At 73.1% G+C, this 14,233-nt stretch carries 16 protein-coding genes; 6 read left to right on the top strand and 10 right to left on the bottom strand.

What is annotated here, in order from left to right; all coding sequences use genetic code 11:
* Window positions 1–37: 37 nt before the first annotated feature.
* Window positions 38–544: a DUF1003 domain-containing protein gene (locus ACZ6S8_RS00380; protein WP_469451845.1), complete on the bottom strand. Its 507-nt coding sequence runs from the start codon at window positions 542–544 to the stop codon at window positions 38–40.
* A 217-nt stretch (window positions 545–761) separates the two neighbouring features.
* Window positions 762–2,033, bottom strand: coding sequence for a magnesium transporter MgtE N-terminal domain-containing protein (locus ACZ6S8_RS00385; RefSeq protein WP_386522809.1), 1,272 nt, complete (start codon window positions 2,031–2,033; stop codon window positions 762–764).
* Window positions 2,034–2,222: 189 nt separating this feature from the next.
* Here ACZ6S8_RS00385 and ACZ6S8_RS00390 point away from each other — a divergent pair, with 189 nt between their 5' ends.
* Window positions 2,223–3,047, top strand: coding sequence for a hypothetical protein (locus ACZ6S8_RS00390; protein WP_469451847.1), 825 nt, complete (start codon window positions 2,223–2,225; stop codon window positions 3,045–3,047).
* Between the two features lie 15 nt (window positions 3,048–3,062).
* On the opposite strand, the gene ACZ6S8_RS00395 is transcribed toward ACZ6S8_RS00390, so the two are convergent.
* Together ACZ6S8_RS00395 and ACZ6S8_RS00400 are read right to left on the bottom strand one after the other, a co-directional pair.
* The gene (locus ACZ6S8_RS00395; protein WP_469451110.1) at window positions 3,063–3,578 is read right to left on the bottom strand and encodes a hypothetical protein; all 516 of its coding nucleotides are present in this window, start codon (window positions 3,576–3,578) and stop codon (window positions 3,063–3,065) included.
* A gap of 70 nt (window positions 3,579–3,648) precedes the next feature.
* Complete coding sequence (locus ACZ6S8_RS00400) at window positions 3,649–4,773, bottom strand: magnesium and cobalt transport protein CorA (protein WP_469451112.1); 1,125 nt, start codon at window positions 4,771–4,773, stop codon at window positions 3,649–3,651.
* A gap of 387 nt (window positions 4,774–5,160) precedes the next feature.
* Between ACZ6S8_RS00400 and ACZ6S8_RS00405 the strand changes: the two genes are divergently transcribed.
* From ACZ6S8_RS00405 to ACZ6S8_RS00420, 4 genes are all read left to right on the top strand, one after another.
* On the top strand, window positions 5,161–5,745 hold the full coding sequence (locus tag ACZ6S8_RS00405; RefSeq protein ID WP_469451113.1) for a suppressor of fused domain protein: 585 nt from the start codon (window positions 5,161–5,163) through the stop codon (window positions 5,743–5,745).
* Window positions 5,746–5,818: 73 nt separating this feature from the next.
* Window positions 5,819–6,463: a DUF6758 family protein gene (locus ACZ6S8_RS00410; protein ID WP_386522797.1), complete on the top strand. Its 645-nt coding sequence runs from the start codon at window positions 5,819–5,821 to the stop codon at window positions 6,461–6,463.
* Window positions 6,464–6,604: 141 nt separating this feature from the next.
* Window positions 6,605–7,468 (top strand): PHP domain-containing protein, encoded by an 864-nt coding sequence (locus ACZ6S8_RS00415; protein ID WP_469451115.1) that lies wholly within the window; start codon window positions 6,605–6,607, stop codon window positions 7,466–7,468.
* An 80-nt stretch (window positions 7,469–7,548) separates the two neighbouring features.
* Complete coding sequence (locus ACZ6S8_RS00420; protein WP_469451116.1) at window positions 7,549–8,154, top strand: MarC family protein; 606 nt, start codon at window positions 7,549–7,551, stop codon at window positions 8,152–8,154.
* A gap of 112 nt (window positions 8,155–8,266) precedes the next feature.
* Here ACZ6S8_RS00420 and ACZ6S8_RS00425 read toward each other — a convergent pair whose 3' ends face one another.
* From ACZ6S8_RS00425 to ACZ6S8_RS00435, 3 genes are all read right to left on the bottom strand, one after another.
* Window positions 8,267–8,416, bottom strand: a complete 150-nt coding sequence (locus ACZ6S8_RS00425; RefSeq protein ID WP_351275618.1) for a hypothetical protein — start codon at window positions 8,414–8,416, stop codon at window positions 8,267–8,269.
* Between the two features lie 101 nt (window positions 8,417–8,517).
* Complete coding sequence (locus tag ACZ6S8_RS00430; RefSeq protein WP_469451118.1) at window positions 8,518–9,372, bottom strand: alpha/beta fold hydrolase; 855 nt, start codon at window positions 9,370–9,372, stop codon at window positions 8,518–8,520.
* 86 nt (window positions 9,373–9,458) lie between these two features.
* Window positions 9,459–11,390, bottom strand: a complete 1,932-nt coding sequence (locus ACZ6S8_RS00435; protein WP_469451120.1) for a DEAD/DEAH box helicase — start codon at window positions 11,388–11,390, stop codon at window positions 9,459–9,461.
* 455 nt (window positions 11,391–11,845) lie between these two features.
* On the opposite strand from ACZ6S8_RS00435, the gene ACZ6S8_RS00440 reads away from it, so the two are divergent.
* Window positions 11,846–12,604, top strand: a complete 759-nt coding sequence (locus ACZ6S8_RS00440) for a ferritin-like fold-containing protein (protein ID WP_469451121.1) — start codon at window positions 11,846–11,848, stop codon at window positions 12,602–12,604.
* A gap of 115 nt (window positions 12,605–12,719) precedes the next feature.
* Here the strand turns inward: ACZ6S8_RS00440 and ACZ6S8_RS00445 are convergent, their stop codons facing one another.
* From ACZ6S8_RS00445 to ACZ6S8_RS00455, 3 genes are all read right to left on the bottom strand, one after another.
* Window positions 12,720–13,022, bottom strand: a complete 303-nt coding sequence (locus ACZ6S8_RS00445) for a hypothetical protein (RefSeq protein ID WP_469451122.1) — start codon at window positions 13,020–13,022, stop codon at window positions 12,720–12,722.
* A gap of 131 nt (window positions 13,023–13,153) precedes the next feature.
* Entirely contained in the window at window positions 13,154–13,381 is a 228-nt protein-coding gene (locus tag ACZ6S8_RS00450; protein ID WP_469451124.1) for a DUF3107 domain-containing protein, read from the bottom strand.
* A 131-nt stretch (window positions 13,382–13,512) separates the two neighbouring features.
* Window positions 13,513–14,163, bottom strand: coding sequence for a TetR/AcrR family transcriptional regulator (locus ACZ6S8_RS00455; RefSeq protein ID WP_469451125.1), 651 nt, complete (start codon window positions 14,161–14,163; stop codon window positions 13,513–13,515).
* Between the last annotated feature and the right edge of the window lie 70 nt (window positions 14,164–14,233).

Consider the following 14,233-nt stretch of genomic DNA (forward strand, 5'->3'; position numbering starts at 1 on the left):
GATGGTACGGCTCGGTAGCACGGCTCGGGAAAGCTCGCTAGCGGTCGGCTTCGTCACGTTCGTCGGGGAACAGCCTGCGCTCGTCCATCTCCTTGATCAGGTCCTGGAATTCCGAGCGGATCCAGTCGCGCGTGGCGACCTCGCCCAGACCCATCCGCAGGGCCGCGATCTCCCTCGTCAGGTACTCCGTGTCGGCGATGGAGCGCTCGTTCTGCTTGCGGTCCTGCTCCAGGTTGACGCGGTCGCGGTCGTCCTGCCGGTTCTGCGCGAGCAGGATCAGCGGAGCGGCGTACGAGGCCTGCAGCGACAGCATCAGCGTCAGGAAGATGAAGGGGTACTGGTCGAACCGGAGGTCGTCCGGCGCGAAGATGTTCCACAGCACCCAGACGATGATGACCAGGGTCATCCAGACGATGAACCGGCCGGTGCCGAGGAAGCGGGCCACCCGCTCCGACAGCCGCCCGAACGCCTCCGGGTCGTACTCGGGCAGCAGCGACCGGCGCGGGGCCCGCGGCTGGTCCAGGCGGACCCGCTGGCGCGTCAGCGCGTTCGCGCCCGTCGCGGCGGCCGCCTTCGCCCGCTCGGCCCGCTGCTCGGCCCGCTCCGCGCGCTCGGCCCGCTCGCCGCGCTCCCGCACCCGGTCCGCCGCGTCCTCCAGCCGGTCCGACAGCCCGTGGTCGCGCCCGCGCGCCCGTGCCTGCTCGCGCCGCTCCCGGTTCTGCTCCCGGCGGCGCTCGCGCCCCTGCTCCCCGCGTCCCCGCTCAGTGGCCACCGACGGCCTCCTCGGAATGGAAGTCCGTCTCCCGCCAGTCGTCCGGCAGCAGGTGGTCCAGTACGTCGTCCACCGTGACCGCGCCCAGCAGCGAGCCGCTCTCGTCGACCACCGGGACGGCCACCATGTTGTACGCGGCCAGGTAGCTGGTCACCACCGGCAGCGAGGCGTCCGGGCGCAGCGGCGGCAGGCCCGTGTCGACGATCGAGCTGACCAGGGTGAACGGCGGGTCCCGCAGCAGCCGCTGGAAGTGCACCGTGCCCAGGTACTTGCCCGTCGGCGTCTCGTCGGGCGGCCGGCACACGTACACCTGGGCCGCCAGCGCCGGCGAGAGGTCCGCCTGGCGCACGCGGGCCAGCGCGTCGGCGACCGTCGCGTCCGGCCGCAGCACGATCGGCTCGGTGGTCATCAGACCGCCCGCCGTGCGCTCCTCGTACGACATCAGGCGCCGCACGTCGGCCGCGTCGTCGGGCCGCATCAGCGTCAGCAGCCGCTCCTTGTCGTCCTCCGGCAGCTCGGAGAGCAGGTCGGCCGCGTCGTCCGGGTCCATCGCCTCCAGGACGTCGGCGGCCCGCTCCTCCTTCAGCTTCCCGAGGATCTCCACCTGCTCGTCCTCGGGCAGCTCCTCCATGACGTCCGCGAGCCGGTCGTCGTCGAGGGCGCTCGCCACCTCGGCGCGCCGCTTGGGCGACAGGTGGTGCAGGACGTTCGCGACATCGGCCGGGCGCATCTGCTCGAAGGTGGCGACCAGGTTCTCGGCGCCCTGCCCGTGCTCCTCCAGCGAGAAGCCCGTCACCGCCGACCACTCCACCGTCAGGGTCTCGCCGCGCCGGCGCAGCGCGCCCGCCTTGCCCTTCCGTACGAAGATCTTGTCGATCTCCCAGTCCCGGCGGGCCGGGAGCTGCTGGATGGCCACGTCCAGGACGGTGACCTCCTCCTCGTCCGCGACCAGGCGCACCCGCCGGTCCAGCAGCTCGCCGAGGATCAGCCGCTCGGTGGGCCGCTGCTCGAAGCGCCGCATGTTCACGACACCCGTGGTGATCACCTGTCCGGACTCCACGCCCGTGACCCGGGTCATCGGCAGGAAGATCCGGCGCCGGCTGACCACCTCGACCACCAGGCCCAGCAGCCGGGGCGGCCGGCCGCCGACGCGCAGCATCGCGACCAGGTCGCGGACGCGGCCGACCTGGTCGCCGTTGGGATCGAAGACGGGCACACCCGACAGATGCGAGACGAAGATCCGCGGGGCGCCTGCAGCCATCCGAGCGCCTCCTAGAGCGTCAATCAACAGTCCTGCCGCCCCTCAGGCTAGCCCGTGCCCCGGGAAAGCGTCCTGGTGGGGCGGTCCGGCCGGGGCCGGCCCGGCCCTGCCCGGGGGGCCTCCGGGGGCCGTGCCACGGCCGGGTACGCTGCCTGCTGGCCGCAGACGACCGACGAGAGGCACGTGCCCGTGACCGCCTACTTCCCTGCTGCGCGGCTGCGCCGGGCCGCCCTCGTCGGTGCGTTGTGCGCGGGCCTCGCCGTCACCGGTACGGGCTGCGGGGAAGACCCGGACGAGGGGACGAACGGGGTCGGCAAGCTCTCCGCCGACAAGATCGAGGCGAAGGCGAAGGCCGCGGCGACCGGCGCCGACTCGGTCCACCTGTCCGGCACGCTGGTGAGCGGCGGCAAGACCTTCACCCTCGACATGCGGCTGAAGTCCGACGGCGGCTCCGGCGAGGTGAAGTCGCAGGAGGACACCTTCCAGGTGCTGCGGGTGGGGGAGCAGCTCTACCTGAAGGCGAGCGCGGCCTTCTGGGGCCAGTCCGACTCCGCCGGGAAGCTCGGCGACAAGTACGTGAAAGTGCCGGAGAGCGACCCCACGTACAAGCAGTTCCGCGGCTTCACCGACATGGACGTGCTGCTGGACGGGCTGCTCGGCCTCCAGGGCAAGCTGGCCAAGGGCTCCTACACCAAGGTCGGGCACACGCGGGCCGTCCAGGTGACGGGGGACAAGGGCAAGGGCGGCAGGCTCGCCGTGTCCCTGGAGGGGACCCCGTACCCGCTGCTCCTGGAGCGCGCGGGCGGCGCCGGCCGGGTGGAGCTCGCCGAGTGGGGCAAGGCGTTCCCGCTCGACCCGCCCGCCCAGGACCAGACGGTGGACTACGGATCGCAGCTGCCGACGACCAAGGACCAGGGCGGTGGCGGCACCGCCCCGGCCCCGTCCCGGAGCCCGGGCGCGGGCCAGAGCGCCGGGCAGGGCGCGGGCCAGGGATCGAACCCCACGAGCCCCTGAAACCGCCCCCGGCACCTAGCGGCGGGCCGCCCGCTTCCGCTTCAGCAGCAGCTTCGGCAGGGCCGCCGGCACGGGCTCGCGGGTCGTCGCCGGGGAGCCCGTCGGGGCCGCGGCCAGGGAACCGGTCGGCAGTTCCGCGCGGACCGACTCGGGCTCCAGGCGCAGCAGCCGGCACTCGCGGGCCCACCGCTCGGTCATGTCCTCGGAGTCGGGCGCGTTCAGCCGCTTGCCCTTGAGCTCGGCGACCGCGGCCGCCCACTCCTCGCCGCGCGGCGGGAGCTCGCGCACCGTCGCCGTCCAGGCCACCAGCCGGCCGCCCTTGTCCTTGCTGCGTACGGTCACCTCGGCGCTCGCGCCGTCCGCCAGCCCGGGGAACGGCTGCTCGCCGGGCCCGTCGCCCAGCACGTGCGCGGCCCCGTCCACCCAGGCGTGCCACAGGGCGCGGTCGGCGCCGGCGCCGCGGACCCAGACGAGACCGGACTTCTTGGTGGCCTCCTCGACGAGGGCCAGGTCGAGTGCGCTGAGAGTCATGCGCCCCAGAGTAGGGGGTGACCCGGCGCGGCCCGCGGCCCGATCCGGACGGGCCCCCGGGAGGTGTGCCCTAGAGCCAGCCGTGGCGGCGCAGTGCGCGGTGGATGGTGAAGCAGATGCCGACGATCGAGGCCATCACCATCGGATAGCCGTACTTCCACTGGAGCTCGGGCATGTGCTCGAAGTTCATCCCGTAGACCCCGCAGATCATCGTGGGCACGGCGATGATCGCGGCCCAGGAGGTGATCTTGCGCATGTCCTCGTTCTGGGCGACCGTCGCCTGCGCGAGGTTGGCCTGGAGGATCGAGTTCAGCAGCTCGTCGAAGCCCACGACCTGCTCGTGCACCCGCGCCAGGTGGTCGGCGACGTCCCGGAAGTACTTCTGGATGTCCGGGTCCACCAGCCGCATGGGGCGCTCGCTCAGCAGCTCCATCGGGCGCAGCAGGGGCGCGACCGCCCGCTTGAACTCCAGCACCTCGCGCTTGAGCTGGTAGATGCGGCCCGCGTCACCGCCGCGCGCGGCGCCCTTGGCGGGGGCGGCGAACACCGCGCTCTCCACCTCGTCGATGTCGTCCTGGACGGCCGCGGCGACCGCCACGTACCCGTCGACGACGTGGTCGGCGATGGAGTGCAGGACCGACGAAGGGCCCTTCGACAGGAGGTCCGGGTCGCCCTGGAGGCGGTGGCGCAGGCCCTTGAGGGAGCCCTGGCCGCCGTGCCGGACGGTGATCACGAAGTCGGGGCCCGTGAAGCACATCACCTCGCCGGTTTCCACGACCTCGCTGGTGGAGGTCAGTTGGGCGTGGTCGACGTAGTGGATCGTCTTGAAGACGGTGAAGAGCGTGTCGTCGTACCGCTCCAGCTTCGGCCGCTGGTGCGCGTGCACCGCGTCCTCGACCGCCAGCGGGTGCAGCCCGAACGTGGCGGCGATCCCCGCGAACTCGGCCTCGGTCGGCTCGTGCAGGCCGATCCAGGCGAAACCGCCGTCCTCGCGGACCCGGCGCATCGCCTCACGGGGCGTCAGGCAGGCCGCCCCCAGGCCGGGCGCCGCGCGCCGGCCGTCCCGGTACACGGCGCAGTCGACGACCGCGCTGCTCGCGGACGGGTCGCGGGTGGTGTCGTAGCCGGACTGGGCGGGGGCGTTCTTGCGCAGCGCCGGGCGGACGGCCGCACGCAGGTAGGGCAGCATCGACATGGTGGCTCCTTCGCGCGCACGGCTGCGGACCGTACGGGTGGGAGGCCCCTCCGGGGCGGCGCGACCGCTGCGGGCGGGCGGACCGGGCCGGGGGACGTCAGCAGGACGGGAGGACGGAGTTCTGCCGTCGCTCTTCTGCCGATCGGAAGATCAGAGGGGGCGGGAGGAGCCCGTCACCGCAGCGGAAGAGCGATTGGTACTACTGCACGATCGACTTCGATGCACCGCAGCCCCACCTCCTCCGGCCGGTCCCCCGTGGGGGACGTCCTCGCCGGGGCACCGAAACAACGCTTCTGCGTGCGGCCCCGAACAGCTGTCAACACTATCAGCCGACGGATGGTCAAGACCCGCCCTTTACCCGTCTCATGCGAGTCCTATGCTCGATCCATGGCAGAAATTCTGGCCCTCGTCGAAGCCCGGCTGCGCAGCGCGTTCGGGGACCCCGACGCCCGCGCCGCCGTGACCTTCCTGGGCACCGACCGCATCGAGGTACTCCGTTTCGCCGAGGGCGACCTCGTGCGGTACGCGACCCTCGGGATGTCCGCGCACCCGATGACCGACCCGACCGCCGTGGTCGCCGACCCCGTACGGGGACCGCGCGCCGAGCTCGTACTGACCGTGCGGGCCGGGCTCGCGCCCACCGACAAGCTGCTCCGCCCGCTCGCCGTGCTGGGCGCCTCCCCGCAGGTGGAAGGGCTGGTCGTGGCCCCCGGGGCCTCGCTCGACGTGGGTGAACCGCTCTGGGAGGGGGCGCCGTTCAGCTCGGTCCTGGTGGCCGAGCCGGGCGGGCTGGTGGAGGACCTGGAGCTCGACGAGCCCATGGACCCGGTGCACTTCCTGCCGCTGCTGCCGATGACGGCGAACGAGGCCGCCTGGAAGCGGGTGCACGGCGCGGCGGCGCTCCAGGAGCGCTGGCTCGCGCGCGGCACGGATCTGCGGGACCCTCTGCGTACGGCGGTCGCACTGGACTGAGACGGCAGACCCGGCGCCCGGACGGGTGATCGCGTCTTGACGGCGCGCCGGGCGGGGAGGAGCGTGGCCTTCTATGAGGGGCGAACCGAGTTGCCCGAAGTGCGGTGGCCGGGTCAGGGCGCCCGGCCTCTTCTCCGACTCCTGGCAGTGCGCCGTGCACGGCACCGTCCACCCCCTGCAGCCGGTGATCCCGCCCAGCGTCGAGGGCCTGGGCGTGGTGGTGCACCGGGCGCGCGTGCCGGTGTGGATGCCGTGGCCGCTGCCGGTGGGCTGGCTGTTCACCGGGGTCGCGTCCGCCGGTGACGACCGCAGCGGGGGCCGGGCCACGGCCGTGGCCTGCACCGGCCCCGGGCCGCTCGGCGGCCTCGGAGAGCTGCTGCTGGTGGCCGAGGAGCTGGGCGTCGGCCTCGGCGCGCGGTACGCGGGGATCGACGGCCCCGACCCCGGCGCGCACATCGACATGTCGGCGCCGCCGCACGCCAAGGTGGTCGCGGCGGGCCGCCCGTCCCCGCTGTGGCACGTGAAGGGCGCTCCCGACGACCGGGCCGTCTTCGCGGGCGAGGCGCGCGGGCTGTGGCTCTGGGCGATCGTCTGGCCGGAGCAGTCCGGGCTGCTGATGTACGACGAACTGGTCCTCACCGACCTGCGGGACGCGGGTGCCGAGGTGGAACTGCTGCCCTGCGGCGCCCTGAGCCCGCGCGTCCTCGGCCCGTCCTGACCCCCGGACGCCGGGTTCCGGCGATGCCCCGGACCGGCCGCCGGGTCCGGGGCTCGGCGCCGTCCGGGGGCGGCCGGGAGGAGGCCGCCGCGCGGTTATCCTGGAGTGTCCCCCCGTCCGTACGACCCATGGAGCCCGGCTGTGCGCATCGACCTGCACACCCACTCCACGGCCTCCGACGGTACGGACACCCCCGCCGAGCTCGTGCGCAACGCCGCCGACGCCGGTCTGGACGTGGTCGCCCTGACCGACCACGACACCGTCGGCGGACACACCGAGGCCCTCGCGGCCCTGCCCGCCGGCCTGACGCTGGTGACCGGGGCCGAGCTGTCGTGCCGCCTCGACGGCGTCGGGATGCACCTGCTGGCCTACCTCTTCGACCCCGAGGAGCCCGAGCTCTCCCGCGAGCGCGAGCTCGTCCGGGACGACCGGACCCCCCGCGCGCAGGCCATGGTCGGAAAGCTCCGGGCGCTCGGCGTCGACATCACCTGGGAGCAGGTCGCCCGGATCGCCGGCGACGGCTCCGTGGGCCGCCCGCACCTGGCGAGCGCGCTCGTGGAGCTGGGCGTCGTACCGACCGTCTCGGACGCCTTCACGCCCGACTGGCTCGCCGACGGCGGCCGGGCGTACGCCGGGAAGCACGAGCTGGACCCCTTCGACGCGATCCGCCTGGTCAAGGCGGCCGGGGGCGTCACCGTCTTCGCGCACCCCGCCGCCGTCAAGCGCGGCCGGTGCGTGCCCGAGGCCGTGATCGCGGAGCTGGCGGCCGCGGGGCTGGACGGCATCGAGGTGGACCACATGGACCACGACACCGCCACGCGGGCGCGCCTGCGCGCCCTGGCGGGGGACCTCGGGCTGCTCACCACCGGGTCCAGCGACTACCACGGCAGCCGCAAGACCTGCCGCCTCGGCGAGTACACGACCGACCCCGAGATCTACGGCGAGATCACGCGCCGTGCGACCGGCGCCTTCCCCGTGCCCGGCGCCGGCGGAGGCGTCCGGTAGGACCGGCCCCGGCCGTCCGCTCGACCCGTCGCGCCCCTTTTCCCCCTTCGCACCACCCCTCTCTCCTGCAAGGCATCACTGTGTTTGATTTCGCCGTCTTCGGATCCCTCTTTCTCACCCTTTTCGTGATTATGGACCCCCCGGGGATCACGCCGATCTTCCTCGCCCTGACCTCCGGGCGTCCCGCGAAGGTGCAGCGCCGCATGGCGTGGCAGGCCGTCTGCGTGGCCTTCGGCGTCATCGCCGTCTTCGGCCTCTGCGGCCAGCAGATCCTGGACTACCTGCACGTCTCGGTCCCGGCGCTGATGATCGCGGGCGGCCTGCTGCTCCTGCTGATCGCGCTGGACCTGCTCACCGGCAAGACCGACGAGCCGAAGCAGACCAAGGACGTCAACGTCGCCCTCGTGCCACTGGGCATGCCGCTGCTGGCGGGGCCCGGCGCGATCGTCTCCGTGATCCTCGCCGTGCAGAAGGCGGACGGGGTCAGCGGCCAGGTCTCCGTGTGGGCCGCGATCGTGGCCATGCACGTGGTGCTGTGGATCACCATGCGCTACTCGCTGGTGATCATCCGGGTCATCAAGGACGGCGGTGTCGTGCTCGTGACGCGCCTCGCCGGCATGATGCTCTCCGCGATCGCCGTCCAGCAGATCATCAACGGCGTGCTCCAGGTCGTGCGCGGCGCCTGACCCGCCCCGCCCCGGTCCGCTTCCGCCGGCCCGTGCGCCGTCGTACGCATGCGAACGCCCCCGCACCGGTGACGGTGGCGGGGGCGCGGGCGTACGGGCGGTGTGCGGGGCGTCAGGACGCCGTGCCTGCCGGGCGGATCAGAATGCGCTGGCCGACAGATGCGGCGTGCTGCACGATCCGGTTGACGGAGGCCGCGTCCACGACGGTGCTGTCCACGGCGGATCCGTCGACGTCGTTCAGGCGCAGAATCTCGAAGCGCATGGGGCTTCTCCCTTCGTCGGTGTTTCTCCTTGCACAGGTTCCAACGAAGTGTAGGTGGCAAACATTCCCTACGCTAAGGAAATTTTTTCACTCGCTAAGGATTAACCCGGGCAAGAGTCCCAGAACGAGGCCAATGCACCTGCTGTGACCTGCGGATTCTCGGCGTTGGGGGAGTGCTCGGCAGCCTCCACGACGACCCGGGCCGCGCCCAGCCGACGGGCCATGTCGTCCATCAGCGGTACCGGCCACGCGTAGTCCACCACACCGGACAGCACCAGCTTCGGCAGCGCGACCCGGGCCAGCTCGTCCACCCGGTCGGGCTCGGAGATCAGCGCCCGGCCGGTGGCGATCAGCTGCTCGGGCACGGTCGCCAGCCACCGCTCGCGCAGGAAGGACGTCAGCTCGGGCGGATCCACGGCGGCGTCCCGCGGGTCCTGGGCGCGCATCGCCGCCCACACCGCGTCCATGTCCTCGCGGAGCGCCTCCAGCGCCGCCACCAGCAGCTTCGTACGCCCCCGCTGGACCTCGTCGATGGCGGCGGGGCCGCTGCTCATCAGGGTCAGCGAGGCGAACGGGACCGGATCGCGCAGGACCGCGGCGCGCGAGACCAGCCCGCCGAGCGAGTGGCCGACCAGGTGCACCCGGCCCGCCCCGAGCGCCCGGACCTGCGCCAGGACGTCCCGCGCCAGCTCCTCCAGCGCGTACGCCTCCTCCCGGCGCGGCCCCGGGGTCTCGTACTGCCCGCGCCCGTCGACGGCGACCACCCGGTACCCGGCCGCGGCCAGCGGCTCCAGCAGGGCGACGAAGTCCTCCTTGCTGCCCGTGAAGCCCGGGACCAGCAGGGCGGTGCCGCGGACGGGCTCGCCGGCCTCGTGCACGGCGAAGGCGCCGCGGTCCGTGACGAGGCGGTGCGCACGGGCGGCGGGCGGCAGGGTGAGGCGCGGGGGCTTGCTCATGCGGCTCACGTTACTGGCCGGTCGCCCCGCGGACACGCCGACGGCCCGGCCCCCCTTGAGCGGGGGACCGGGCCGTCGGAGGGTGCCTACGCCTCGGGGGCGGCAGCGGCCTTGCGGGTACGGGTGCGCTTCGGCTTGACCGGAGCCTCCTCGGCGACCTCGGCCGGGGCGGCGGCCTCGACGGCCGGAGCGGCGACCTTGCGGGTCCGGGTGCGCTTCGGCTTCGCGGGGGCCTCCTCGGCGACCGCGGGGGCCTCGGCGACGACGGCGTCCGCGGCCGGGGCGACGGCCTTGCGGGTCCGGGTGCGCTTGGGCTTGACCGGAGCGTCCTCGGCGACCTCCACCGCGACGGGAGCCTCGACCACGGCGGCCTCGGCGACCGCGGCGACGGCCTTGCGGGTCCGGGTGCGCTTCGGCTTGACCGCAGCCTCCTCGGCCACGACCGCGGCGACGGCCACGGGGGCCTCCACCACGGCGACCGGAGCGGCGACCGCGACCGGAGCCGCGACCGCGACGGGGGCGGCCACGGCGACCTCGACGGCCGGAGCCGGCGCGGCGGCCGGGACCGAGCCACGGGTGCGGCGGCGGCGCGGCCTGCGCGGCTCGTCGGCGGCCGGGACCTCGGGGGAGTCCGCCACCGGGGTCACCGGAGCGGCCACGGCCGCGGTCTCGGCACCGAGGTCGGAACCGCCCCGCGTACGGCGGCGCTGGCGCGGCGTACGGGTACGGGCCGGACGCTCCTCGGCCACCGGGGCGGCGGCGGCGGGTGCGCCGCCCCGACCGCCACGGCCACCGCGGCCGCCGGTCTCGCCCAGGTCTTCCAGGTTCTCGGCCTTCAGGCCGGCCCGCGTGCGCTCGGAGCGCGGCAGGGTGCCCTTGGTGCCGGCCGGGATGTTCATCTCCTCGAACAGGTGCGGAGACGTGGAGTACGTCTCGACCGGGTCGTGGAAGTCCAGCTCCAGCGCCTTGTTGATCAGCTGCCAGCGCGGGATGTCGTCCCAGTCGACCAGGGTGACGGCGATCCCCTTCTTGCCCGCGCGGCCGGTGCGGCCCACACGGTGCAGGAAGGTCTTCTCGTCCTCCGGCGTCTGGTAGTTGATGACGTGGGTCACGCCCTCGACGTCGATGCCGCGCGCGGCGACGTCGGTGCACACCAGCACGTCGACCTTGCCGTTGCGGAACGCGCGCAGGGCCTGCTCGCGCGCACCCTGGCCCAGGTCGCCGTGGACGGCGCCCGAGGCGAACCCGCGCTTCTCCAGCTGCTCGGCGATGTCGGCCGCCGTGCGCTTGGTGCGGCAGAAGATCATGGCCAGGCCACGGCCCTCGGCCTGCAGGATGCGGGAGACGAGCTCCGGCTTGTCCATGTTGTGCGCACGGAAGACGTGCTGCGTGGTGTTGGCGACGGTCGCGCCCTCACCGTCCTCGGAGACGGCGCGGATGTGCGTCGGCTGCGTCATGTACCGGCGGGCCAGGTTGATGACCGCGCCCGGCATGGTCGCCGAGAACAGCATCGTCTGACGCTTCGGCGGCAGGTAGCTCATGATCCGCTCGACGTCGGGCAGGAAGCCCAGGTCGAGCATCTCGTCGGCCTCGTCCAGGACCAGGGCCCGGACGTGCGACAGGTCGAGCTTCTTCTGCCCGGCCAGGTCCAGCAGGCGGCCCGGGGTGCCGACGATGATGTCGACGCCCTTCTTGAGCGCCTCGACCTGCGGCTCGTACGCGCGACCGCCGTATATGGCGAGGACGCGGACGTTGCGGACCTTGCCCGCGGTCAGCAGGTCGTTGGTCACCTGGGTGCAGAGCTCGCGGGTCGGAACCACGACGAGGGCCTGCGGGGCGTCGGTCAGCTGGTCGGGACGGGCCCGGCCCGCCTCGACGTCCGCGGGGACGGTGACCCGCTCCAGCAGGGGAAGGCCGAAACCGAGCGTCTTGCCGGTACCGGTCTTGGCCTGGCCGATGACGTCCGTGCCGGAAAGGGCGACGGGGAGGGTCATCTCCTGGATCGGGAAGGGGGACACGATGCCGACGGCTTCAAGGGCTTCGGCGGTCTCGGAAAGGATCCCGAGGTCTCGGAACGTAGTCAGGGTGCTGCCTCTTCTGTGAGACGCGGCGCGAGGCGGCGAGGGGGGTCGTACCGTGCCTGGCTTGCAGTACTGCGACGTACGTACGAAGCTGCGCGGGACCACTAAGCCTTCGCTCAAGCGCTTGTGCCGCTGAGGGGGCCCCTCGTGCGGCGGCTGTGCGCAGACGCGCACGCACCACACCGAGGGCGGGTCGGTTGGAGCCGATCGGGCCACCGACCGGGCATCCTCATTCAGGATGGCCCGCCGAGTTTCCGGCAGGCGCATTACCACTGTACCCCGGAATCGCGCAGCTGTGTCGGGTGAATTCACCGGGTAGGCGTGTTTACCCGGGTCGGCAGTGAGCGGATGTGGTGCCTTGGCGCGCCTTTCGGCGGGCTATTGTGCGGAGCATGTCGACCGTAGAAAACGCCTCGCCCGCCGACGACAGCGCCGCCGCGGAAGCCGCGGGCATCGCCGCTCAGGACTGGGCGACCGCCTCTGCCTCGCCGCAGTACCGGGCCGCCGTCGTGGACCTGCTCGGCGCGCTCGCGTACGGGGAGCTCGCGGCCTTCGAGCGCCTCGCCGAGGACGCGAAGCTCGCGCCCACCCTCGACGACAAGGCCGAGCTCGCCGCGATGGCCTCCGCCGAGTTCCACCACTTCGAGCGGCTGCGCGCCCGGCTCGCCGCGATCGACGTCGAGCCCACCTCCGCCATGCAGCCCTTCGCCAAGGGCGTGGACGACTTCCACCGCCAGACCGCGCCGTCGGACTGGCTGGAGGGCCTGGTCAAGGCGTACGTCGGCGACTCGATCGCCAGCGACTTCTACCGTGAGGTCGCCACCCACCTGGACACCGACACCCGCGCCCTCGTCGTCGGCGTGCTCGACGACACGGGCCACGGCGGCTTCGCCGTCGAGAAGGTCCGCGCCGCGATCGAGGCCGACCCGCGCTGCGGCGGACGCCTCGCCCTGTGGGCCCGGCGGCTGATGGGCGAGGCCCTGTCGCAGGCCCAGCGCGTGGTCGCCGAGCGCGACGCGCTCTCCACCATGCTGGTCGGCGGGGTCGACGGGATGGCGGCCGGCTTCGACCTGGCGGCCGTCGGCGAGATGTTCACCCGGATCACCAAGGCCCACACCAAGCGGATGGCGGCCCTCGGCCTCGCCGCCTAGGCCCGCCGGGCGCCCGCCCGAACCGCTCCACACGCCGGCCCCCGGCGCGGATGGCTCCGCGCCGGGGGCCGGCGTACGTCTTCAGTCGCGCGTCTTCAGTCGTCAGTCGTCCCGCTCAGCCCCGCGAGGGGAGCGAAAACGGAGGCCGGTGCGCGCGGCCGCGGGATCCGGGGGCCGGCCGCAGCAGCAGCGACAGCACCACCGCCGACACCAGACCGGCGCCGACCAGCGACGCGGTCAGGGTGATGTGCCCGGGGCCCAGCGCGAAGTGCGTGAGGTACGCGCCGAACAGCGCGCCCAGCACCCCGCTGACCAGCACGACTCTGCGAGAGGGCAACCGCCGGGCGAGCACTCGCGCGGCCGCTCCGGACAAGAGGAGTCCCAGCAGAGCAGAGCCGAGCGCTTCCATCAGCGGCATTGAAGTCCCTCCCATACGTCGGGGCAAACCGGTCACTGGCCTCCTACCCGAAGCGGAACAAAGAGAAACGGCCCGGTGGCATCAACCACCGGGCCGTTCCCCTCAGTTCTCGGCCTCCGCGGGCCGCCGCGTCAGAGTGCGCCGAAGCCGACCCTGCGGCTGCTCGGCTCGCCCAGGTCCACGTAGGACAGGCGGTCGGACGGCACCAGGACCTTGCGGCCCTTGACGTCGGTGAGGCTGAGCAGCGGCGCCGTGCCGGACAGGGCGGCGACGACGATGCCCTCCAGCTCCTCGGCGCTCAGGTCGCTCTCCAGAACGATCTCCCGGGGTGCGTGCTGCACGCCGATCTTGACCTCCACGGCTTTGTCCCTCCGACGGTCCGTTGCGCGCGATCAGCCGCGCCGTACGCGGTCCACATTAGCCCGGAGAGCGGAGCGGAATTGCGCGGAGCGGACACGCTGGCAGCGAACAGCGGCCGTGTCCGGGCCGGTCAGCCCTCGGCGCCGGCCTCGGTGCCGTGCAGCGGGAAGCCGGCGATGCCGCGCCAGGCCAGCGAGGTCAGCAGGCCGACCGCCGTGTCCCGGGCGACCGGGCTCTCGCTGGACAGCCAGTAGCGGGCCACCACCTGCGAGACCCCGCCGAGGCCCACGGCCAGCAGCATCGACTCGTCCTTCGACAGGCCGGTGTCCTCGGCGATCACGTCCGAAATGGCCTCGGCGCACTGGAGCGAGACCCGGTCGACGCGCTCGCGCACCGCGGGCTCGTTCGTCAGGTCGGACTCGAAGACCAGGCGGAAGGCGCCCCCCTCGTCCTGCACGTACGCGAAGTAGGCGTCCATCGTGGCGGCGACGCGCAGCTTGTTGTCCGTCGTCGACGCGAGCGCGGTGCGCACGGCCAGCAGCAGGGACTCGCAGTGCTGGTCCAGCAGCGCCAGGTAGAGGTCGAGCTTCCCCGGGAAGTGCTGGTACAGCACCGGCTTGCTGACTCCGGCGCGCTCGGCGATGTCGTCCATCGCCGCCGCGTGGTAGCCCTGCGCGACGAAGACCTCCTGGGCCGCGCCCAGCAGCTGGTTGCGTCGGGCTCGGCGCGGCAGTCGCGTGCCCCGCGGACGCGCTGCTTCGGTCTGCTCGATGGCTGTCACGCCGCCTCCCACTTTCTCTAAGAACACAGTGCGCTCTGCGCCGCGCCGCCATCGTACTTTTCGGTAATCG

It is taken from the genome of Streptomyces sp. NPDC048461, assembly GCF_055587105.1.

Bases quoted from the DNA above. Each gene is read 5' to 3' on its own strand.
- ACZ6S8_RS00405 (WP_469451113.1), top strand. From the start codon at position 5,161: ATGGCAGAAATTCTGGCCCTCGTCGAAGCCCGGCTGCGCAGCGCGTTC.
- ACZ6S8_RS00425 (WP_351275618.1), bottom strand. From the start codon at position 8,416: ATGCGCTTCGAGATTCTGCGCCTGAACGACGTCGACGGATCCGCCGTG.
- ACZ6S8_RS00445 (WP_469451122.1), bottom strand. From the start codon at position 13,022: ATGCCGCTGATGGAAGCGCTCGGCTCTGCTCTGCTGGGACTCCTCTTG.
- ACZ6S8_RS00440 (WP_469451121.1), top strand. From the start codon at position 11,846: ATGTCGACCGTAGAAAACGCCTCGCCCGCCGACGACAGCGCCGCCGCG.
- ACZ6S8_RS00400 (WP_469451112.1), bottom strand. From the start codon at position 4,773: ATGTCGATGCTGCCCTACCTGCGTGCGGCCGTCCGCCCGGCGCTGCGC.
- ACZ6S8_RS00410 (WP_386522797.1), top strand. From the start codon at position 5,819: ATGAGGGGCGAACCGAGTTGCCCGAAGTGCGGTGGCCGGGTCAGGGCG.
- ACZ6S8_RS00430 (WP_469451118.1), bottom strand. From the start codon at position 9,372: ATGAGCAAGCCCCCGCGCCTCACCCTGCCGCCCGCCGCCCGTGCGCAC.
- ACZ6S8_RS00395 (WP_469451110.1), bottom strand. From the start codon at position 3,578: ATGACTCTCAGCGCACTCGACCTGGCCCTCGTCGAGGAGGCCACCAAG.
- ACZ6S8_RS00385 (WP_386522809.1), bottom strand. From the start codon at position 2,033: ATGGCTGCAGGCGCCCCGCGGATCTTCGTCTCGCATCTGTCGGGTGTG.